22 protein-coding genes and 1 pseudogene are annotated in these 19,621 nt (G+C 69.8%); 11 read left to right on the top strand and 12 right to left on the bottom strand.

The window, feature by feature from the left end:
* Positions 1 to 106: 106 nt before the first annotated feature.
* On the bottom strand, positions 107 to 676 hold the full coding sequence (locus tag ACFQO7_RS22595) for a TetR/AcrR family transcriptional regulator (RefSeq protein ID WP_376808213.1): 570 nt from the start codon (positions 674 to 676) through the stop codon (positions 107 to 109).
* A gap of 105 nt (positions 677 to 781) precedes the next feature.
* On the opposite strand from ACFQO7_RS22595, the gene ACFQO7_RS22590 reads away from it, so the two are divergent.
* The 3 genes from ACFQO7_RS22590 (at position 782) to ACFQO7_RS22580 (ending at position 2,237) form a co-directional block, all read left to right on the top strand.
* Positions 782 to 937 carry a hypothetical protein gene (locus ACFQO7_RS22590; RefSeq protein ID WP_376808212.1) on the top strand — a complete coding sequence of 52 codons (156 nt, stop codon included), beginning with the start codon at positions 782 to 784 and terminating at the stop codon, positions 935 to 937.
* A 5-nt stretch (positions 938 to 942) separates the two neighbouring features.
* Positions 943 to 1,467: a DUF2269 domain-containing protein gene (locus ACFQO7_RS22585; RefSeq protein WP_376808211.1), complete on the top strand. Its 525-nt coding sequence runs from the start codon at positions 943 to 945 to the stop codon at positions 1,465 to 1,467.
* A 353-nt stretch (positions 1,468 to 1,820) separates the two neighbouring features.
* Complete coding sequence (locus tag ACFQO7_RS22580) at positions 1,821 to 2,237, top strand: cupin domain-containing protein (RefSeq protein WP_376808210.1); 417 nt, start codon at positions 1,821 to 1,823, stop codon at positions 2,235 to 2,237.
* Positions 2,238 to 2,894: 657 nt separating this feature from the next.
* Here the strand turns inward: ACFQO7_RS22580 and ACFQO7_RS22575 are convergent.
* Positions 2,895 to 4,358 carry a multicopper oxidase family protein gene (locus tag ACFQO7_RS22575; protein ID WP_376808209.1) on the bottom strand — a complete coding sequence of 488 codons (1,464 nt, stop codon included), beginning with the start codon at positions 4,356 to 4,358 and terminating at the stop codon, positions 2,895 to 2,897.
* Between the two features lie 328 nt (positions 4,359 to 4,686).
* On the opposite strand from ACFQO7_RS22575, the gene sqr reads away from it, so the two are divergent.
* The 4 genes from sqr to ACFQO7_RS22555 are packed head-to-tail and all read left to right on the top strand — an operon-like array spanning position 4,687 to position 7,235.
* Positions 4,687 to 5,934 carry a type III sulfide quinone reductase, selenoprotein subtype gene (gene sqr / locus ACFQO7_RS22570; RefSeq protein ID WP_376808208.1) on the top strand — a complete coding sequence of 416 codons (1,248 nt, stop codon included), beginning with the start codon at positions 4,687 to 4,689 and terminating at the stop codon, positions 5,932 to 5,934.
* A gap of 3 nt (positions 5,935 to 5,937) precedes the next feature.
* A complete protein-coding gene (locus ACFQO7_RS22565; RefSeq protein WP_376808207.1) occupies positions 5,938 to 6,252 on the top strand; it encodes a TusE/DsrC/DsvC family sulfur relay protein in 315 nt (104 codons plus the stop codon).
* A 13-nt stretch (positions 6,253 to 6,265) separates the two neighbouring features.
* Positions 6,266 to 6,796 (top strand): DsrE/DsrF/DrsH-like family protein, encoded by a 531-nt coding sequence (locus tag ACFQO7_RS22560; protein WP_376808206.1) that lies wholly within the window; start codon positions 6,266 to 6,268, stop codon positions 6,794 to 6,796.
* 13 nt (positions 6,797 to 6,809) lie between these two features.
* The gene (locus ACFQO7_RS22555) at positions 6,810 to 7,235 is read left to right on the top strand and encodes an OsmC family protein (protein ID WP_376808205.1); all 426 of its coding nucleotides are present in this window, start codon (positions 6,810 to 6,812) and stop codon (positions 7,233 to 7,235) included.
* A 530-nt stretch (positions 7,236 to 7,765) separates the two neighbouring features.
* On the opposite strand, the gene ACFQO7_RS22550 is transcribed toward ACFQO7_RS22555, so the two are convergent.
* The 6 genes from ACFQO7_RS22550 to ACFQO7_RS22525 all read right to left on the bottom strand — a co-directional run bounded on the left by ACFQO7_RS22550 (position 7,766) and on the right by ACFQO7_RS22525 (position 11,893).
* Positions 7,766 to 8,530: a sulfite exporter TauE/SafE family protein gene (locus ACFQO7_RS22550; RefSeq protein WP_376808204.1), complete on the bottom strand. Its 765-nt coding sequence runs from the start codon at positions 8,528 to 8,530 to the stop codon at positions 7,766 to 7,768.
* Complete coding sequence (locus ACFQO7_RS22545) at positions 8,527 to 9,114, bottom strand: rhodanese-like domain-containing protein (protein WP_376808203.1); 588 nt, start codon at positions 9,112 to 9,114, stop codon at positions 8,527 to 8,529. The genes ACFQO7_RS22550 and ACFQO7_RS22545 overlap by 4 nt, the downstream gene beginning before the upstream one ends.
* Before the next feature lie 31 nt (positions 9,115 to 9,145).
* Positions 9,146 to 10,474, bottom strand: a complete 1,329-nt coding sequence (locus ACFQO7_RS22540; protein WP_376808202.1) for an MBL fold metallo-hydrolase — start codon at positions 10,472 to 10,474, stop codon at positions 9,146 to 9,148.
* 125 nt (positions 10,475 to 10,599) lie between these two features.
* On the bottom strand, positions 10,600 to 10,869 hold the full coding sequence (locus ACFQO7_RS22535) for a metal-sensitive transcriptional regulator (protein WP_376808201.1): 270 nt from the start codon (positions 10,867 to 10,869) through the stop codon (positions 10,600 to 10,602).
* Between the two features lie 164 nt (positions 10,870 to 11,033).
* A complete protein-coding gene (locus tag ACFQO7_RS22530) occupies positions 11,034 to 11,528 on the bottom strand; it encodes a hypothetical protein (RefSeq protein WP_376808200.1) in 495 nt (164 codons plus the stop codon).
* Positions 11,525 to 11,893 (bottom strand): hypothetical protein, encoded by a 369-nt coding sequence (locus tag ACFQO7_RS22525; protein ID WP_376808199.1) that lies wholly within the window; start codon positions 11,891 to 11,893, stop codon positions 11,525 to 11,527. Before ACFQO7_RS22525 ends, ACFQO7_RS22530 begins: the two co-directional genes overlap by 4 nt.
* A 416-nt stretch (positions 11,894 to 12,309) precedes the next feature.
* On the opposite strand from ACFQO7_RS22525, the gene ACFQO7_RS22520 reads away from it, so the two are divergent.
* The 3 genes and pseudogenes from ACFQO7_RS22520 (at position 12,310) to ACFQO7_RS22510 (ending at position 14,011) form a co-directional block, all read left to right on the top strand.
* Complete coding sequence (locus ACFQO7_RS22520; RefSeq protein ID WP_376808198.1) at positions 12,310 to 12,537, top strand: SHOCT domain-containing protein; 228 nt, start codon at positions 12,310 to 12,312, stop codon at positions 12,535 to 12,537.
* Positions 12,534 to 12,854 (top strand): annotated as a pseudogene (locus tag ACFQO7_RS22515) (hypothetical protein); the annotation flags it as partial. The gene ACFQO7_RS22520 and the pseudogene ACFQO7_RS22515, both read left to right, overlap by 4 nt.
* Positions 12,855 to 12,901: 47 nt before the next feature.
* A complete protein-coding gene (locus ACFQO7_RS22510) occupies positions 12,902 to 14,011 on the top strand; it encodes a multicopper oxidase family protein (RefSeq protein ID WP_376808197.1) in 1,110 nt (369 codons plus the stop codon).
* 110 nt (positions 14,012 to 14,121) lie between these two features.
* Here ACFQO7_RS22510 and ACFQO7_RS22505 read toward each other — a convergent pair whose 3' ends face one another.
* Both ACFQO7_RS22505 and ACFQO7_RS22500 read right to left on the bottom strand, forming a co-directional pair.
* Positions 14,122 to 14,928, bottom strand: a complete 807-nt coding sequence (locus ACFQO7_RS22505; RefSeq protein WP_376808196.1) for a permease prefix domain 1-containing protein — start codon at positions 14,926 to 14,928, stop codon at positions 14,122 to 14,124.
* A complete protein-coding gene (locus tag ACFQO7_RS22500; protein WP_376808195.1) occupies positions 14,910 to 15,248 on the bottom strand; it encodes a PadR family transcriptional regulator in 339 nt (112 codons plus the stop codon). The genes ACFQO7_RS22505 and ACFQO7_RS22500 overlap by 19 nt, the downstream gene beginning before the upstream one ends.
* A 102-nt stretch (positions 15,249 to 15,350) precedes the next feature.
* Between ACFQO7_RS22500 and ACFQO7_RS22495 the strand changes: the two genes are divergently transcribed.
* Entirely contained in the window at positions 15,351 to 17,588 is a 2,238-nt protein-coding gene (locus ACFQO7_RS22495) for a PEP/pyruvate-binding domain-containing protein (protein WP_376808194.1), read from the top strand.
* 100 nt (positions 17,589 to 17,688) lie between these two features.
* Here the strand turns inward: ACFQO7_RS22495 and ACFQO7_RS22490 are convergent, their stop codons facing one another.
* Together ACFQO7_RS22490 and ACFQO7_RS22485 are read right to left on the bottom strand one after the other, a co-directional pair.
* Positions 17,689 to 18,333: a hypothetical protein gene (locus ACFQO7_RS22490; protein WP_376808193.1), complete on the bottom strand. Its 645-nt coding sequence runs from the start codon at positions 18,331 to 18,333 to the stop codon at positions 17,689 to 17,691.
* 230 nt (positions 18,334 to 18,563) lie between these two features.
* Entirely contained in the window at positions 18,564 to 19,535 is a 972-nt protein-coding gene (locus ACFQO7_RS22485) for an Acg family FMN-binding oxidoreductase (protein WP_376808192.1), read from the bottom strand.
* Positions 19,536 to 19,621: the final 86 nt, after the last annotated feature.

The following is a 19,621-nucleotide window of genomic DNA, read 5'->3' as shown; positions in this document are numbered from 1 at the left end:
CGGTCAAGCCGTGCTGGGTGGTGGTGGGAGCCGGTCGCATCGTCGAACGTCACCGTCCCATGGGCCGCCCTGTGCGGCTGCGGTTACGTATGCGGCTGGAGCGAGGTCAGGCTGGCGGCCGCAGGCCGGTGAGGGTGACGGCGACGAGACGGCCGAGTGCGACTTTCGACGTCAGGTTGCTGGCGGCCTGTAGGGCGTTGAGGCAGAACCCGGCCAATTCCACCGGGGGAACGTCGTTGCGCACGTCGCCGGTGCGTACCCCCTCGGCGATCAGGTCGGCGACGAGCGTGCGCAGGTGCTGGTGGGCGTGAGCCATGTGCGGGCCCTGGTGCAGCATCGCCGCCACGTCCCCGCCGTGACGGGCATGGCAGATGTGCGCGTACGCCTCCAGCACGCTGACCAGCGCCCGGCCGGTGTCGCCGGCCTGCTCGCGCACTGCCCGAAGCTGGTGCAGGTGTGCGCCGACCTGCCGCTCGTGCCACGCCTGCAGGATCGACTCGACGTCCGGGTAGTACTTGTACAGCGTCGCCCGGCCGATGCCCGAGGACTCGGCGATCTGCGACATCGTCACCGACGCCAGCCCATGCGCGGCGACGAGTTTTGCAGTGGCGTCCAGCACCGCCTCGCGCACCGCGTTGCGGTGCGCGTCGATCGTGGCGTTCCACAGCTTGGGCACCCGAGCAGTGTACGAGCCGTCATGAGACATACACAGTGTATTGTGTAAGACAATGTGTATCGATAAGGTGATGGCGGACCGGCACACCCCGCTCGAGGAGTCGACATGACACAGCACACCGCGGCCGGCGACGACCGCACCCCGGCACCGATCGGCATGCCCCGCTGGGTGAAGGTCTCCGGCCTCATCGCCGTGCTACTGGTCGCAGCGTTCCTCGCCCTGCACCTCACCGGCAGCACCCCCGCACACGGCGGCCAGTGATGGCCATGCCACCCCGGCTTCGCAAAACTGCCCTCACCGCACACGTCACCACCTCACTGGGCTGGCTCGGCGCCGTCGCCGCCTTCCTCGCCCTGGCCATCGCAGGCCTCAACACCACAGACCCCGACCGTGCCCACGCCCTCTACCTCGCCGCCGACGTCATCACCTGGACGATCATCGTCCCGCTCGCGCTGGCGTCATTCCTCACCGGCATGATCCAGTCGCTGGGCACACCCTGGGGCCTGCTGCGCCACTACTGGGTCCTGGCCAAACTCATCCTCACCATCCCTGCCACCGCCGTGCTGCTCCTGCACACCCAACCCATCGGCATCCTCGCCACCAGCAGCGATGCACACGCCACCGACCTGCACGGCGTGCGCGTACAACTCGTCGCCGACGCGGTCGCCGCGATCATCGTCCTGCTCGCCGCGACAGTCCTGGCCGTGTTCAAACCCCGGGGTGTGACGCCGTACGGCCAGCGCCGCACCGGCCAGCGGTCAAGCAGTGCAGAGCGCGCGGTCGCCCGATGACCTCGCGCGCGCTCGGCCCGCGGTCTACGCATCCTGACTGGCCAGGCGTGACCACACAACATGCGAGCCTTGGAGATCGCCTACCACGGTGAGTGGCCGCCCTTGCATAGGCGGACTCGAGAAATTTGTGGCTGGCCGGCAAAGAGCCACTGTCATTGACACCTGCCTAGAACGTCAGAGATCATCTAGGCGTCAACGCCGGCTCGGCCGAGCACATCGCCCGCCACATACATCAGGAAGCGCCGGGTCGCCGCAAGAAGCGGGTTTTGCAGCCCTCCGGGCCCCGGGGTCGACGCCGGGCCAAAGCATCGAAATTGGCCGTAAACGGCATCTACCGTGCCTAGCGTGAAATCATGACTTCTTCACCGCAGCCAGCGTGGCCGATCACCTCGGTCCTGACAACGCTGTCCGAGCAGACCCCGCCGACCGTCCCGCAACCCACCCAGGTCACAACCCTGCTGGTGGAGATACCGCCGGGTGGACGCGGTCTGCCGCCGCATCGGCACTCCGGTCCGGTCTTCGGCTACCTGCTCGAGGGGGAGATGCTGTTCGAGCTCGAGGGTGAGCCCGAACGGGTAATCAGGGCAGGTGAGGCATTCTGGGAACCCGGGGGAGACCTGATCCACTACCAGGACGCCAACAATCTCGAGGACGCGACGACCAGGTTCATCGTGGTGATGCTGGGTGTGCCCGGAGCGCAGATGGTCACCTTCGTGGACGAGGACGAACTCGAGCGTCGCCGCGACCGGCGCGCACCTCGACCGGCATGAGCCAGGGCGCAGAGTTCCGATGAATGTCTGGCAAGGCATAGGTCCGCCTGTTCCCCGTACTGCTTCCAGTAGGGATCGACCGCCCGTGCCCAACCGTTAGGCTCGTCCGAGGCAGAGGGCCGCGACGCTCGAAGACCATGAACTCGATGCGGTATCCGCTGACGGCGACCGGCCCAAACCCGGTCGATCGAGGCAAGCCAGGCAGCAGGATCTACATGATCTGCGGCCGGGCCGGCGTACCCCTGGCCGTCCTTGCGACCGCGGCAAACGTACCTGACAGCCAGGTCTTACTGCCCATGCTCGACTGCGTGCCCGCGGTTTCTCACCCCGGCCGGCCGACGCCGCTGGCGGTCGGCCAAGCTACACGCAGACAGGGACTACGACATGCGTGCCCTGCGCGAGGAGCTACGTCGACGCGGGACCAAGGGTTCGGGTCGCCCGCAAGGGTGTCGAGTCATCCAAGCGGCTCGGCCGCCGCCGCTGGATCCTCGAATCTTGCCTGTCCTGGCTGATGTCGCACCGGCACCGTACGGCGCGTGGCAGGTCAGGTCTGTGGCGCGTGGACGGCCTGGTATCCGGCGGTGGTGATCGCTGCGACGATGACGGCCGTCTGGCTCCCCAATGCCGGTGCCGCTCGGGCGGATGGTTCTGGGGTGCTCAGGCACTGACGTTGACCGTGGCCATCATGCCGAGGTCTTCGTGATCGAGGATGTGGCAGTGGTAGACGCTGCGGCCGGCGAAGTCGGTGAACGGGATGCGCAGCCGGACCGAGCCGCCCGCCGGCACCAGTACGACGTCCTGGCGTACGGCCGCCGGGCTGGTGCCGGGGGGCGTCAACACGTGGAACGGCCAGGCATGTAGGTGGAACGGATGGTCCATGCGACTGGTGTTGACGATCGTCCACTCTTCGGTGGTGCCGAGCTGAACCCGCTGATCGTCGCGGTCGGGGTCGAAGCTCCGGCCGTCGATGGTGAATCCCATGCCCATGCCCATGCCCGTGGCGAAGGTGATCTGACGCCGGGCGGTCACGGTGTCCGGTGGGACGGGCGGCGCGGGCAGGGTCGCGGGCAGCGGCGGCGCCGCGGCGGCCGGTCCCTGGCTGTGAAGGGTGGCCAGGGTGACCGGGCCGCGGGTGGCCGATCCGCCGTTCATCATGTCGCCCATCATGCCCAGCCCGCCCCTGTCGTAGGGTTCGCTGATCAGCGCGTACCGGCCGCTGTCAGCCGGGCGTACAAGCAGGTCGGCACGGTTGCCTGGGGCCAGCACCAGCCGGTCGTGCTCGGCCGGGGCGGGCAGGAACACGCCGTCGAGCGCGATCTGGGTCAGCCGGTGCCCTTCAAGCCGCAGGTCGAGCACGCGCGAGACGCAACCGTTGATGATCCGCCACCGATGCGTGGTGCCGGGCGAGGCCGTGATGACGGGCTGGTATTGGCCGTTGACGAGCACGAGTTCGCCTTCTCGGCCGGCCATCCTGACCATGGGGCTGGGCGGTATGACGTTGCCGGCGCCGTCGAGGGTGGTGTCGGTGACCAGCAGGACGATGTCGTCGTCGACGGGCAGGTCAAGGCCGTCCTGGACCAGCAGCGCCCCGGCGAGCCCGGCGAAGATCTGGTCGGCGACGGTGCCGTGGTGGTGCGGGTGGTACCAGTACGTGCCGGGCGGGTGGTCGGCCGGGACGGCGATGGTGTAGTCGAAACTGTTGCCGGGGGCGACGGTGACGAACGGGTTGTCGCTGTTTGCCTGCGGGGACACGTGCAGGCCGTGGGTGTGCAGGTTGGTGGGCTGGTCGATGTTGTTGACCAGCTTCACCCGCAGCAGGTCACCGGCCTTGACCCGCAGGGTCGGTCCGGGCGAGGTGCCGTTGTACGCCCATGCGGAGGATTCTCGCCCGGCCAGTTGTGTGCCCGGTGCTGCGGTGAGTGTCACCTCGAGGAGCCCGTCGCGGCTGGTGAGCAGCTGCGGCTGCGTCAGGGCCTCGCCACTGCCGGGTTTACCTGCGGCGCAGCTCGTCCAGCCCACCCCACCGGCGGCAATGACCATCCCGCCCAGCCCCAGCAGGGCCAGGGCCCGGCGCCGGCTGACCGGCTCGCTGGCCATGGCAGGCCATCCCGTTGCCGCCATCGTCGAGAACCTCCCCGGGGCAGGCGTGGCTTCTCGGTAAGCGTAGGGGTGCCGAGGGCTGCCTGGTCAGGGCCGATAGTCCCGGTGCGCCCGGTCCGAGGTCCCGGGTGCGTCGCCTACGCAGGCTTCGGCCGTCGGTCAGGACCTGGGCCGCGCATAGCGCCTGGGCCGACGGATCATGCGTGCGAGTCGATAGTCGCTTCTGGGCGTGCGCGAACGGGACCTTTCCCAGCCGGAGCAGGACTTACGGCCCTGAGCACCGAACACCGGCTTCCATACCGTCGAAGGTGAAGGGGCCACTCCTTGAGTAGCTGAGAGGTGTTCCGGGATGCGCCGGTTGGTGATTCTGGGTGGGGGTACGGCCGGGACGATCGTGGCCAACAAGCTGCGGCGCCGTCTGGATGCCGCGCAGTGGCAGGTCACGGTCGTCGACAGGGACGACGCGCACGCCTACCAGCCGGGGTTCCTGTTCCTCCCGTTCGGTGCATACCGGCCCGACGACCTCGTCAAGCCCCGCAGGCGCCATCTGCACAGGGGCGTCGACCTGGTCATCGAAGAAATCGACCGGATCGACGCCGCCGCGAACACCGTCCACCTGGCTGACGGCACGGTACTGCCCTACGACTACCTGGTGATCGCGACCGGTACGCAGCCGCGCCCGGACCAGACCCCGGGCATGCTCGGCCCGCTGTGGCGAAAGAGCATCTTCGACTTCTACACCCTCGACGGCGCCACCGCCCTGGCCGAGGCCCTCGCGGGCTTCGACGGTGGCCGGTTCGTGGTCCACATCGTCGATATGCCGATCAAGTGCCCGGTGGCGCCGCTGGAGTTCGCATTCCTGGCCGACGCGTACTTCCGGCACCGCGGTATCCGCGACCGGGTCGAGATGGTCTATGCCACGCCGCTGACCGGCGCGTTCACCAAGCCGATCGCATCGACGCTGCTTGGGTCGATGCTCGACGACCGCAAGATCGCCGTCGAGGCGGACTTCCTGGTCGAGCGGATCGACCCCGACCGCAAGACGCTGGTCTCCTACGACGAGCGCGAGATCGGGTTCGACCAGCTGGTCACCGTGCCGCTGAACATGGGCGCCGACTTCGTCGCCCGCTCGGGCCTCGGCGACGAGCTCAACCACGTCCCGGTCGACAAGCACACGCTGCAGGCCAAAGGCCACGCCAACATCTTCGCCCTCGGCGACGCCAACGACATTCCCACCTCCAAAGCCGGATCGGTGGCCCACTTCGCGGCCGAGGTCTTCACCGCCAACTTCCTGCAGCTGATCGACGGACGTCCGATGACCGGCGCCTTCGACGGGCACGCCAACTGCTTCGTCGAGTCCGGCAACGGCAAGGCGCTGCTCATCGACTTCAACTACGACACCGAACCCCTGCCCGGCACCTACCCCATACCGACAGCCGGACCCTTCCGGCTGCTCGAGGAGACCAGACCCAACCACTGGGGCAAGCTCGCGTTCCGCTGGCTGTACTGGAACGCGCTGCTGCCCGGACGCCGGCTTCCGCTGCCGGCCCACCTGTCCATGGCCGGCAAACACCAGCCCAACATCAGCAAGGAGTAACCCATGCCCGTCACGACCGTCGGGACCGCCCAGGTCCACGTCGACACCGAAGGCTTCCTCACCGACTACGACGAGTGGGACGAGCAACTCGGCCGCCAGCTCGCCGCCGCCATCGGCATCGAGATGACCGACGCGCACTGGACACCGATCCGGTTCCTGCGCGCGGATTTCCCCGAGCTCGGCCAGACCGCGACCCTGCGCCGGGTCTCCACCCTCACCGGCATCCCGATCAAGGACCTGTTCACCCTGTTCCCCGGCAAGCCGGCCAAGAAGATGGCCTACATCGCCGGGCTGCCCAAACCGCACGGCTGCGTGTAAAGGAAGGCAAGCCATGACCACCGTCCACGCCGACGAGCAAATCCCGCACGCGGCGACCGTGCCCGACTTCGGCTCCACCGCCCCGGCCGGCCGCAAGCTGGCGATCATCTGCTCCAAAGGCAACCTCGACATGGCCTACCCCGGGCTCATCCTCGCCAACGCCGCCCTCGGCGAGGGCGTGGAGACCCACCTGTTCTTCACCTTCTGGGGCTTCGACATGATCACGAAGTCGCGGATGGACGAACTGAAGTTCACCATGCTCGGCAACACCGCCACCCACCTGCCGCAGGGCCTGGGCGGGCTTCCCGGCATGACCGCGATGGCGACCCGCCAGATGAAGAAGCAGATCGCGCAGATCGGCGTGCCGAGCGTGCCGGAGCTCCTGCAGCAGATCGTCGACTCCGGCGGTCACCTGTGGGCGTGCCGGATGTCGGCCGACATGATGCACCTCGCCGAAAGCGATCTGTTCGAGCCCGTCGAGGCCATCATCAGCGCCGCCGACTTCATCGAGAAGTCCGACGGTGCCCAGATCATCTTCATCTAGGGGGAGGACGCCGATGTCCACCGCGATCACCAAGATGCCGGCCCACGTCCTGCAGGTCCGCCACGACGGCGGCGAACGGTACGAGATCACCGTGCGCGGGCATCGCATTCTCGTCGACCAGCCCGCAGAGGCCGGTGGCGAGGATGCGGCCCCGACCCCGGTCGAAATATTCGTGGCGTCGCTGGCCGGCTGCGTCGCCTACTACGCCGGGCGCTTCCTGACCAGCCACGGCATCACCCGCGAGGGCCTGGGCGTGCAGGTCGCGTACCGCATGGCCGCCGACCGCCCGGCCCGCGTGGCCGCGATCGACCTGACTGTCACCGTCCCCGCCGCGCTGCCCGCTCATCGACGGCCCGCCCTGTGTGCCGTGATCGAGCACTGCACGGTGCACAACAGCCTGGCCGACCCGCCGTCGGTGCGCATCGATCTGACCGCGTGACGTCGGCGTGCCATTCCGGTGACCCGCACACGGGGTGCGGGTCACCGAGCCGCTTCGGGCCGCGGAACTGGCATTCAGGGCGGGGCGAGCGCGGAGGGCAACATCCGCTGCTGGCCCGCCTTCGCCGGATGGGGGAGCAGGCCACGGGACGGTTCTACGGGCACCTTCGCCAGCCCACTGGTCCACTCGGGCCGCTGTGATGTTGCGGTGCCTGGGTGTTCAGCGGCGACGCAGCACTGCCCACAGCCCACGCCTCGGCCGGTCCTGTGCCTGGTCGCACGTGCACCGCTGCGGCATTGGCACGTCGGCGAGGACCTGCTCGACGTGCATCCCGCATCCCTGGTACGTCGCCTTGCCGCACTTGCTGCAGACGGCACGCTGGCACATGGCGCTCTCTTTCGTAGATCTCATTTCCCAAGCCAATATACCCCCTGGGGTATATTGGATCGCCGGCGGTCCACGCTCATGCTTGCTTCAGGGACAACCGGCGAGTGCCGGCCTTCCGCTCGCCGGCCAGCCGCGGAGGGCCTCTACCCGGCGAGTTGGCCGGCCAAGACGCCCACGCCCATGACCACGACGAACCAGCCGAATGTCCGGCGCAGCAGGGCGGGGTCGATCCGCCCGGCCAGCCTGCCGCCGGCGAAGCTGCCTGCGACGGCGACGGCGGTGACCGCGGCGGTCAGGCGCCAGTCGATGGTGACGCTGTGCAGATAGCCGGACAGTCCCGCGACCGACTTCATCGCGATGACGAGCAGTGACGTGCCCACGGCGACGGGCATGGGCAGCCCGCCTAGCAGGACCAGGGCCGGCACGACGAGGAACCCGCCGCCCGCGCCGACCAGGCCGGTGGCCAGCCCGACGGCCACGCCCTCGGCCAGGATCTTGGCCACGGGCAGCGGCTGGTCCTGGTGCCGGTCCGGTGCGGTGGAGCCGTGCCGGGACCGCAGCATCGCGACCGCGGTGATCAGCATCATCACCGCGAAAGCGATCAGCAGCACCGTGCCCGGAATGTACTGGGCGACCCGGCCGCCTGCGTAGGCTCCGGCCATTCCGGCGGTGCCGAACAGCGCCCCGGTACGCCACTGCACCCGGCCCGCCCGGGCATGCGTCACCAGCGCGACCGCGCTGGTCACGCCGACCACGACAAGTGACATGGCGATCGCCGGCTTGGGCTCGACTCCGGCGAGGTAGACCAGCACCGGGACGGTGAGGATCGAACCACCACCGCCGAGCAGCCCCAGGGCCACGCCGATAGCGACGGACGCGGCAAGGGTGAGGACGAGCCCGGCGGTCACCGGCCGGCCCTGTCGCGTAGCCCGGCGAGCGCCTGCCGCACGTCGGTGCTGCTCGCGGGTCGGTTGTAGGGAAGCCTGGACAGCATCATGCCCATGGCGCAGGTGTCGGTGAGGGCGGCGAAGGTGAGCCCGGCACCGATGAATCCGGCCAGGTACCGTGCCGCGGGCACCCAGACGCTGACCAGTACCGACGCGACCACGATGCCTCCAGCGGCGAGGCGGACCTGGCGCTCCAGCGACCAGCGCCGCCGACCGCGTACCACGGGGCAGCCTTCCGCGAGCCAGGCGTTCATGCCGCCGGTCATGACGGCCACGTTGGTCAGGCCGGCGGTGGCGAGTTTGGTCCGGCACTGTTCGGCCCGGTTGCCGGACTGGCAGATGATCACCATGGTGGTGCCGGCAGCGGCGACGACGTCCTGAAGGTGGCTGTCGACCCGGTCGAGGGGCAGGTTGACGGCCCCCGCGATGTGGGCTGTTTCGTACTCACCAGGCGTGCGCACGTCGACAAGGAGCACGTCGGGGTCGAAAGCGATCAACGCCCGGGTGGCGTCGACGCGGATGTTGGCGGATGCGGTCGTGGTCATGCGCGATTCCTTTCACGGGACGGGTGCTTGATCAGGCGGACTGCGCGGCGACGACGTCGGGCACGCCGGCGCCGGTGAGTACCACCGGCTGGTAGCCCTCGCGCAGCAGCAGGGTCGCGGCGATGGCGGCGCGGCGGCCGGAGCCGCAGGCGACCAGCACCGGTCGACTGCGGTCCAGCTCGGCCGGGATACCTTCGGTGATCAGACCGGGCAGGAACCGCCGCACTGCGCCGTCAAGCGAGACGGCGGCCTGCTCGCTGGGCATACGCACGTCGAGCACCTGCGCGTCATCGGCCCTCACGCAGTCGGTGAACGCCCGCAGGTCGAGCAGTTCGAAGGCCGCGGACGCGGCGTCGCCGAGCTCGTAGACAATTCCGCGGACGCTGTCGACGCCGATCTGCGCCAGCTGGGTGACCGCCTCGGCCACGTCCTGGTCGCGCTGGGCCACCAGCACGATCGGCTCCTGGTAGGGCAGCAGCCACCCTGCCCAGGAGCCGAAGTCGGTGCCCAGCTCGATACCGACCGCTCCCGGCAGGTGCCCTTCGGCGAGGTCGGCCCGCGGCCGGATGTCGACCACGTGCGCGCCGTCGGGGACGTCGTCCAGGGTTAGCTCGTCAACGGTCACCGTAGGCATGGGCGGCACGCCGAGCGTGTTCGCCGGTCCCATGTGCTGGTAGAAGGCCGGGATGGGCATCGGCTCGGCCATCAGCCGCTGGGCAAAGGCTTCGGCGTCGGCCACAGCCAGTAGCGGGTTGGTGTCGACCTCCGCGCCGATGGTGGAGGTGTAGCGGCCGGCACCGCTGGCCGTGCAGAACGAGCCTTCGCCGTGGGTGGGCAGCAGTTCGACGTCGCGGGGCAGTCCCGCGAGCCGGTGCAGCGACCCGTACTGCAGCTTGGCGAGGGTGCGGGCTCGGGGCCGGCCGAGCAGGTCGGGCCGGCCGGCGGAGGCCACCAGCAGGCTACCGCCGGAGAACACGGCCACCGGCTCGCCGTCAACGAGTACGAGGTAGCTGGTGTGTTCCGGGGTGTGGCCGGGGGTGTGGATCGGGCGCAGGGTCAGACCCCGCCCGCCCTTGATGTCTTCCAGGTGGAACGCCGGGGTGTGCGGATATGCAGCCGCGGCCGCGGCGGGCAGGACCAGCTCGGCACCGGTACGCAGGGCGGCCTGCTCACCGCCGGAGACGTAGTCGTTGTGCAGGTGCGTCTCCAGCACGAACCGCAACTGCACGTCGCGCTCGGTGGCTGCGGCCAGGAACCGGTCGATGTCGCGCTGCGGGTCCACGAGCACGCCCTGGCCCTCGTGCGTGAGCAGGTAGGTCTGGTCGCCCAGACCAGGCGTGCGGAACGAGATGATCTCCACTTTCCACTCCTTGACTGATACCCCCGGGGGTATATTTCGTTGAGACTTCAGCAAGTGAGATATACCCCTAGGGGTATCTGCCTGGCCGAAAGAAGCCGACACCGGACCCGGTGTCGGCTAGTGGATCAGGCCAGAGCCAGGAACAGCTTCTCCAGCTCGTCCTCGTTCATCGGCGGCTCCTCGCCGCGCTCGCGGGCGCGCTGGCAGTGCCGAAGGCCTGAGGCGACCAGCTTGAACCCCGCCCGGTCCAGAGCCTTGGACACGGCGGCGAGCTGGGTGAGCACCTTCTCGCACTCCTCGCCCTCCTCGATCATCGAGATCACGCTGGCAAGCTGTCCCTGGGCGCGCTTGAGCCTGTTGAGGGCATCCCCGGCGAGTGCTTCGTTCAACTGCATGATCCGACCATACCCCCAGGGGTATGGCGGCGGCAACGCGGACCGCATCACACGACCGCGCCGACCTGCCGCAGAGGGGTGGCGCGGCACGTCGAGGCACGGCTTGGCGGGTCCTTGATCGCGAAGTCGAATCGTGCACGGTCGCGGGCTGACGGTGCAGTCGATCAGCGCGCCCCGGGGTCGGGGTCCGCCGTGGCGGGATGGCGCCAGGTTGCCAGCAGCACGAGGAGCGCGGCCTGGGCGAGGATGCCCGGCGCGAGCGGCGGTGCGGCGCCTACCGTCTTGGTGATCGCGTACCACCAGCGGGTGCCGGTGCCGAGTGACTGCCAGCCGGCGGCGTAGAACGCGTCGAGCCATCCCGCGTTCAGGTTGGACTCGATGTGCTCCCAGACGCCGTACAGCGAGGCGAGCAGCACGACAGCGGTGAGGGCGCGCGCGGCGGTCAGCGACATGCGCCGGGGCCGCCACGCCGTCAGTACCCACGCTGCGACGAGCATGGCCAGCGCGAACCATGGGATCAGCTGCACCGCTCCGTTCCAGTGCCGCTCCGTCGCCAGTTCGACCGCGGTGCCCGCTGCCGCCACCGCGGCCAGGACAAGCATGCCCGCGCGCAGGTTGGTGGCGGTGTCGGTCGTACGGATGCGGTCGAGGACTGTCATGGCCGAAGCGCGGCCAGGATCTTGTTCATGGTCTCCTCGCCAGGGTTGTACTTGGCGAGCTTCTGCCGCAACCGGTTCAGGGCCGTGTCGTCGGTGGCGTACGGGCGGTATTCGACGACCTCCTCGGCCCACCGCTCGGGGCTGGTGACCCCTGCTGCCCGAAGCGCGGCGGCGATCTCCGACTCGGACGCGGTGTTCGCGGAGATCTTCGCGACGGTCGCTGCTCCTGGCGTGGCGGGTGCGGCGGCGACGGCGGACGTGGCGGCAGAGGCGCCGGGTGTTTCAGCGTCGGTCGCGGCGCACCCGGACAGCAACACCCCTGTCGTCAGCGCCGCCAGGCCGAGGAGGTTTACGGACTTCGTCACAGCACATCCTCATCTCACAGTGATGATTCGATCCCAAGCTGTTAACGCCGCCGAGCGTAGGGCGATGCTGTGGGCGCCGGCTCGGCACCGGATAGGGGATCCCTGGAGGTGCCACCGGCTGGTCCCGCATGGCCCATTGGCGATGCCGCCACGCTGCGCTTCGGCGATCACGGGCGACGACCGCCAATCGTCAGCCTGCGCCTTGTCGTGACCCGCGAACGACCCACCTCCTCGGCATGTCCCGGCCGCACACGGCTGGGTGTCGTTCGGCATCGGTCTGGGTCACTTGGCGCCGCGGTCGGGACCAATGGCAGGGGTCGAGAGCCCGGACGAGTACGTAGCGTTGAGGGTGCCTGGCCTGCACAGTCCGTTTCAACGCCGGTGTCGGCCTCGCCACTACGAGAGAGGTGCTGACGATGATGGGCTATTCGATGGGCTGGATGTGGATCTGGCCGTTCCTGATCGTGTTCGGCCTGCTGGTCCTGGGCTATCTCGCGCTGAGGGTCACGCAGACCCGGCCGGACGGTCCGGCGACCACACGCCACCCGGACCGCTCGCGGGCCCGGCGCATCCTCGATGAGCGCTTTGCTCGCGGCGAGATCGATGAAGAGGAGTACCGGCGTCGCAAGGGCGAGCTGCCATGACCGCGCGCCCGATCAGCCGTCGCCGGGCTCTCGGCCTGGCCGGGCTGGGCGCGGCGAGCGTCGTTGCCGGGATGACCGGCTGGTACACCGACTCTGGTAGGCCGTCGCAGGGTGGCCGCCTGTCACCGGCCGACACGGGCGAGCCGCTGCGCCAGCCCGAGGTGCTGGCCAGCCGGAATGGAATCCTGGACGTGCGGCTGACGGCCGCTGCGGGCGCGTGCCTAGCGGGCCTGGACACGTCGGCGTGGGGGTACAACGGGAGCTCACCGGGACCGACGCTGCGCGTACGGCCGGGAGACCTGCTGCGGATACAGCTGGTCAACCAGCTCGCGCAGCCGACGAACCTGCACACCCAGGCCTGTACGTGTCGCCGCAGGCGAACGGCGACAACCCGTTCATCACCGTCGACCCCGGGGCGGGATTCGACTACGAGATCCCGATTCCGTCCGATCATCCCGCCGGCACGTTCTGGTACCACCCGCACCATCACGGCACCGTCGCCGACCAGATCTTCGCCGGACTCGCCGGCGCGCTCCTGGTCGAAGACGGCGTGAACCTGCCGGTGACTACCGACCGGGTGCTGGTGGTAACCGACACCACGCTGGACGGCGACGGCCACGTCGTGCCGGCCGACGCCATGACCAGGGTGCAGGGCCGGGAAGGTGACCTGGTGCTGGTCAACGGTCAGCACGAGCCCGTCCTCGACGTTTCTGCGGGCAGCGTGGAACGGTGGCGGGTGATCAACGGTTGCGTGTCGCGGGTGCTGGCCCTGCGCCTGGACGGGCACCGGCTCACCCAGATCGCTTTCGACGGCAGGTTCCTTGCCGCGCCCGTCAACCGCGACCAGGTGGTCCTCGCCCCGGGAAATCGCGCTGACGTGATCGTGCGTCCCACGGCCGGTGGCCGGTTCGCGCTGCTGGCCGCACCCTACGACCGCGGCAGCGCTGCCATGATGGGCGGTATGGGGACCACGGGTGGACCACGGGGTCCGGTCATCCTGGCGACTTTGGCCGTCACCGGCGCAGCCGGCACGCCACCGCCGCTGCCCGCGGCACTGCCCGCGCCGACCACACCGCAGGGACCGGTCATCGGACAGCGCCGGCTCACCCTCGCCATGGGGATGGGCCCTGGCATGGGCATGGGTATGGGCATGGCGTTCACCATCGACGGACGCACCTTCGACCCCGGCCGCGACGACCAGACCGTCACCCTCGGCACCACCGAGGAGTGGACAGTGGTCAACACCTGCCCGATGGATCACCCGTTCCACCTACACGCGTGGCCCTTCCACGTCATGGACGCGAGCATCGGGACACCACCGGCCGGGATCCTGCAGGACGTCGTCCTCGTACCGGCGTATGGCCAGGTCCGCGTGCGCATCCCGTTCACCGGTCACTCCGGGCGCAGCGTCTACCACTGCCACATCCTCGACCACGAAGACCTCGGCATGATGGGCACCGTAAACGTCCGATAGTTCGGCTGCCCCAAGCGGCTGCCCGTCGACCACGTCGAGCCGCCAGGCTGTCGGCCGGACGTCATCGCTGCCCGGGTCCGAGGAGACACCGTCAAGGCGGGTGCAGAACATCAAGTGGTGTCGGAGTCGCTGCCGCGCCGGTCGGCGATCACATCCACCTGGCTCTTACGAGGACTGCGCCAGCCGTCGCCCTGCAAAGGCTTGCTGTGACGGCATGGCAGCGAGCTGCCGTTGCATGGGCGGCTGCGGATGCAGCGCACGAGGATCGCGGCCGTGACAGTGGCTCGCAGCGTGCTCGCCGACGCTGCGATGACGGCGAGTCCTGTGTCGACGGTGCTGCCGGCGAGGATCTTCGCAATGAGCATGCTGAGGATGGTGAGGTCGCCGGCGATGCACAGCGCGGCGATGGCGACGGCAGCGGTGACGGCGTTTCGCGGGGTCGTTTCGGGCAGCCAGCGCGTCAGTCTTCCGGTACGGGCGAAGGTTGCGGCCGCGGTCGCGACGGCGATGGCGACGAGCGGTAGGGCGGGGATGGCGGCCAGCATCGCGTGAGCGCCCGCGCGCCACGGTTGGGGGTGCAGCAGGAGCAGCCACCAGATGCCGACCAGCGGTCCGGTGAGGATGAACGCTGCGATGGTGTGGCGTGCCGATACGGTGGCCAGTTCCCCGGCGAACGAGCGGGCGACGGTGGCCGGGTCGCCGAACTCGTTGACGGCGGCTGCGACGGCGGTTCCGAGTGGAGTGCCCTTTTCGACGCGCGCGTCGATGGCGTCGACGAGGCCGTCGCGGATTTCGGTGAGGATCCGGGTGCGCGCGCGGCGAGGGCCGTGCAGCCGGGTGGCGAGTTCTGCCAGGTAGCAGTTGAGCACCTGATTGCCGTCGGCGGTGGCCGCGGTGCTCATGAGGCTGCCGGCCATGGCCGTCGGGTCAGCAGGGTGGTGACGGCGGTGGAGAACTGCTCCCAGATGGCCCGCTGGTCGGTCAGTGCCTGACGGCCGGACGGGGTGAGCTGGTAGGCGCGCCGCCGGCGTCCGCCGACGGTCTCCCAGTCGCTGCGGATCAGGCCGGTGCGCTCGAGGCGGTGCAGTGCCGGGTAGACGGTGCCGGTGGGTAGGTCCAGGGTGCCGCCGCTGCCTTCGCGTAGCGCCTCGATGATCGCGTAGCCGTGCCGGGGCTGGTCTTCGAGCACGGCGAGCAGGATGGCCTCGAGGTGGCCTTTGAGCAGTTCGGGGCGCATCGGCAGCACCTTCGGGTTCTCCTTGCCGGGCGAGGGTTGCGTTCTGGGCGGCTCCAGTGTAGCAATACCATAGTTTGCGATGCTACATATGGAGGTGCTGGTGTGGGCACGCGATCGTGGCTGATCGACCTGGCCGATGCGGCGGCCGCCAGGGGCCGTGCCGGCGGGAAAGCTGCCGTGCTGGCCGAACTCGCCGGCGCCGGGTTCGCGGTGCCGCCCGGGTTCGTGGTGACCGCCGACGCCCTTACCGACCCGGGCCTGGTCGAGGCTTTGGCGCAGGCGGCTGCGCGGTGCGGCGGCGGCCGGTTCGCGGTGCGGTCGTCGGGCGCGGCGGAGGACCTGCCCGACGCCTCGTACGCGGGCCTGTACGAGACGTTCCTCGACGTGGCACCCGACGGGCTCGCCGAGGCGGTGCGGCGGTGTTTCGCCGCCGCAGGCAGCGAGCGGGTCCGCGCCTACCACGACCGTCGGGTGCAGCCGGGTGGCGAGGCCACGATGGCGGTGCTGGTGCAGTCGATGGTCGACGCTGCTGCCGCGGGGGTGGTGTTCACCGCCCATCCGGTGACCGGTGCCCGTGACCAGGTCGTCGTCACCGCCGTCGCCGGTCTTGGCGAGTCCCTGGTCTCCGGCGAGCAGAACGGTGAGGAGTGGACGGTCTGCTCCGGCCAGGCGGTGCGCACCCGTGCCGGGTCCGGCCTCGATGGTGTGCTGAACACCGGCCAGGCCGCTGAGGTCGCCGACCTCGCCGTGCGGGTGGCCGCACATTACGGGTGCCCGCAGGACATCGAGTGGGCCATCGACGCGGTCGGAAGGTTGTGGCTGCTGCAGTCCCGCCCGATGACAGCCCTGCCGGACGCGGTGTCCTGGGATCCGCCGGGGCCGGGTCTGTGGATGCGCAACTTCCGCGTCGGCGAGTGGCTGCCCGAGGCTGTGACGCCGCTGTTCGCGACGTGGCTGCTGCCCGAGCTGGAGGGCGGATACCTCGATGGCATGCACACCACCATCGGGGTGCGGGTGCCGTTCCGGTGGGCTCTGGTCAACGACTGGTACTACACCGCCGCCCCGGTCCCGTCAGCGCGGCTGCTTGCCGCGGTCCTCGCCCGGGGGCGTGGCCGGGCCATCAGGACCCTGTTCCATGCGCTCATCCAGGTCGGCCGCGACCCCGCCGCCGCCGACCGCAAAGTCCTGTCAGGCCTGTACCGGCACTGGCGCGACGTGCAACTGGCCCGCTACCGGGCACTGGTCACCACCGCGCAGGCCGAAGTCGACACCGCCGGTCCGGCCCGGCTGGCGCAGCTGGCCACCGCGATCGCGCGGGAGGCCGGAGCCTACATGTGGTTGCTGGCCGTCGTCGGCGGCTCGGCCTGGAAGATGGAGGCTCGGCTGGCCCGGTTCTGCCGCGAGCATCTCACCGGCGTACTCGACCCGGACATCGGAGTGCAGGTGCTGCTGCGGGGCCTGCCCGGCGCCGAACCCGGGGCCCCGGCCGGGCATGAGGTGCAAAGCCTCGACTGGCACCAGCCTGTCGCTGCCGAACTTCCCCCGATCGCCGCCGACCACACCGGGATCACCGCCCGTCACCAGATGCTGTCTGAGCAGCGGGCTGCCGCTGAGGCAACCTGCCGTGCCGTGCTGGCAGACCGGACACGACTGCTGTCCGATTTCGACGCGCTGCTGCGGGTGGCGCAACGCTACGCGGCCATCCGCGAGGAACAGGCTCGCGACTTCACCCTCGGCTGGCCGGTCCTGCGAGCCTGCGCCGCCAGGACAGGGCAGTACCTGGCTGACCGCAACCTCCTCGATCAGCCGCAAGACGTGCACTTCTGCACCTATGACGAAGTGGTCGCCGCCATCGACGCCGACCCCGCCGACCTCGCCGCGCGGTCCCGTTTCCGGCACGCGGCATGGGAGCAGCGCCGGCGGCTGGCCGCGCCCGTCACGCTCGGCCGCCCGCCGCGGCTGATCGGGGACCTGATCGACAACGCGGTGCGCGCCGCCCGCGGCGGCGATCCTGATGCGGACGCCATCGCCGGGCATCCGGCATCGGCCGGGCGGGCCACCGGGCCGGTGCGGATCGTGCGCGGCCCGGACGACTTCGCTGCGTTCACGCAAGGCGAGGTCCTCGTGGCAAGGGCCACGTCACCGGCGTGGACGCTGCTGTTCGCGCGGGCCGCGGCTGTGGTCACCGATGGTGGCACCCTTGCCGCGCACGCCTCGCTCGTCGCCCGCGAATACGGCATCCCCGCCGTCGTCGGCACCGGCGACGCCACCTCGCGGCTGCACGACGGGCAGATCGTCACCGTCGACGGCACGACCGGCAGCGTCACCATCCTGGCCTAGAACTGGATGTTGGTCCAGGGCGGGACGTGCGACCACCGGCCTTCATACGTTTGTGGGGCGGTGCGCCTTTCGGCGTGCCGCCCCACAGGGAGCCGGAGTGTCAGGCGTTGATCTTCTCACGGGCCGGGCCCGCCTCGACCGGGGCGAAGGCCTCGGTCCGGGGCGTGCGGAAGGCGTGGACGAAGCCGGCGATCGACAGCAGCGCCATCACCAGGGCGGCGAGGTAGGCCACCAGGGCGGCCTGGCCTGCCTTGGTGCCGAACTCGCTGAAGCCGTAGGTGGTCAGCAGCAGGCCGCGCAGGGTCTCGCCCTTGAACATGGTCTCGCGCTGTGCGGTGACGTCGGCCAGCTGCTGCTGCAGGGCGGCCAGGTTCGGGTCGTTGTTCTTGGTCGCCTCGGCGACCTGGGCCCGGAGCTGGCTCTGCGGCACGCCGAGGTCGGCGTAGGTCTTGCCGCCGGCGGTGTTCTTCAGGTGCAGGCCGATGAACTGCAGGGCGTACACCTCGGCCTGCTTGCCGGTGGTCAGCTTCTGGCCGGCGTTCTCGACGAGTCCGGGCTGCTCGCGCTCGGCGGGGGTGAGGGTGTCGAGGGTCTTGAAGGTGATGTTCTGCTCGGCCAGCTGCGAGGTGACGTAGTCGGTGGCGAAGTTCGCGTTGGCCGTGAGCACGACACCGGCGACGGTCAGCAGGATCGCGATGGCGACGCCGCCGAGGCTGAACATCAGGTCGAGGGTCCTGCGCTTCATGGTGGGCTCCTTCGGGGGATCGTTGTCTGCACTCAGAATCCCGTGCGCCACACCTGTCCCAGCAGAGTTGGAGGGCCCGTCGTCACGGGACCAAAGACACCCTCTGGTCCTGCCGTCCGGCCCGCACCACACGGGTCTGCCCAGTGTGCGCGGGCGGACACGGTCAAAGCCTCAGTTGCCGTTGATACTGCACGACAGCGATCGCGGTTTCACGCCGTGATGATGGCAGGTCAGGCCTGGTCGATGACCTCGGCCAAGTCACGCCTGGGCGTGGGGTAGCCTGCCCGGCCGTTGCCGACCCGCAGCACCATCTGCGGAATTCCGGAGCGGTCCAGTGCGAGCCGGAGCTTGTCCCGTTCTGCGGGGTCCTCGATCGGCTGCGACAGCATCGAGGCGGCCAGACCGGCGTCGGTGATGGTGAGCAGTACCCGCTGCAGGGCGATACCGGCTTGGAGCTGGTCGGCCGGGGTGTCGCCAGCAGTGCCAAGCACGACGACGAGCGGGTCGGGGTCGAAGTCACTGCCCGGGACGGCTTCACGGTGGCCGTAAGTGCGACGCGGCAGCAGATCACCTGGTTGTGGGACCGGACCGCCGGCCCGGGCGGGCACGCCGTCGCGGTCGTCGCGGTCGGGTCGGGTCCATGCGCGCAACTCTGTTTGGTACGCGCCGTCGCCGGCCAGTGCGGCATCGGCCGCGCGGACGATCTCGGAGATGACCTCGACGCAGGCGGGTCCGCTGAGGATGTCGGCCCAGGCACCCTCGGCGTGAGCGGCGTCAGCGATCTGCACCTGGGCATGGACCGGGACCGGGGCGGGATGGAACGGCTCCCGGTTGCTGAAGCGGCGCTCGATCGCCGCGAACAGGGCTTCTTCGACCGGGGTTGTCTGCCACGCCGCCGTGGGCGTAAGGCGGGCGAGCAGCTGCGGGTTGCCGGCGTCGGGCAGCAGCTCCACCTGCGCGGCGAGGCCCATGGCGGGCGGTGCGAGCCTGGCGTTGAAGGTTGCGGCGCCGCAGGCGATGCGGGCAGCCCATCCGGTGGGGTCGGCGATCGGGAGGCAGCGCGCGGGGTCGACGTGGATCTCGATCGCGCCGCCCAGGTTGCGAAAACGCCAGGGCTGGCTGTTGTGCAGGGACGGGGCACGGACGGCGGCGGCGACGACGTCGCGGAAGGCGGTGTCGTTCAGGGTCAGCGCGGTGGTCATGACGATCTCCTGAGTTGGCCCCGGTGGTCGGCTGGAGGCTCGTCCTGATCATCCATGGTGCCCGGCCGTCCGGGTGGTGTTTCTGA

The sequence above is a fragment of the Catellatospora aurea genome, assembly GCF_042663325.1.
Taxonomy (GTDB): Bacteria; Actinomycetota; Actinomycetes; order Mycobacteriales; family Micromonosporaceae; genus Catellatospora; species Catellatospora aurea.
This window is presented reverse-complemented; position numbering and strand designations above follow the sequence as displayed.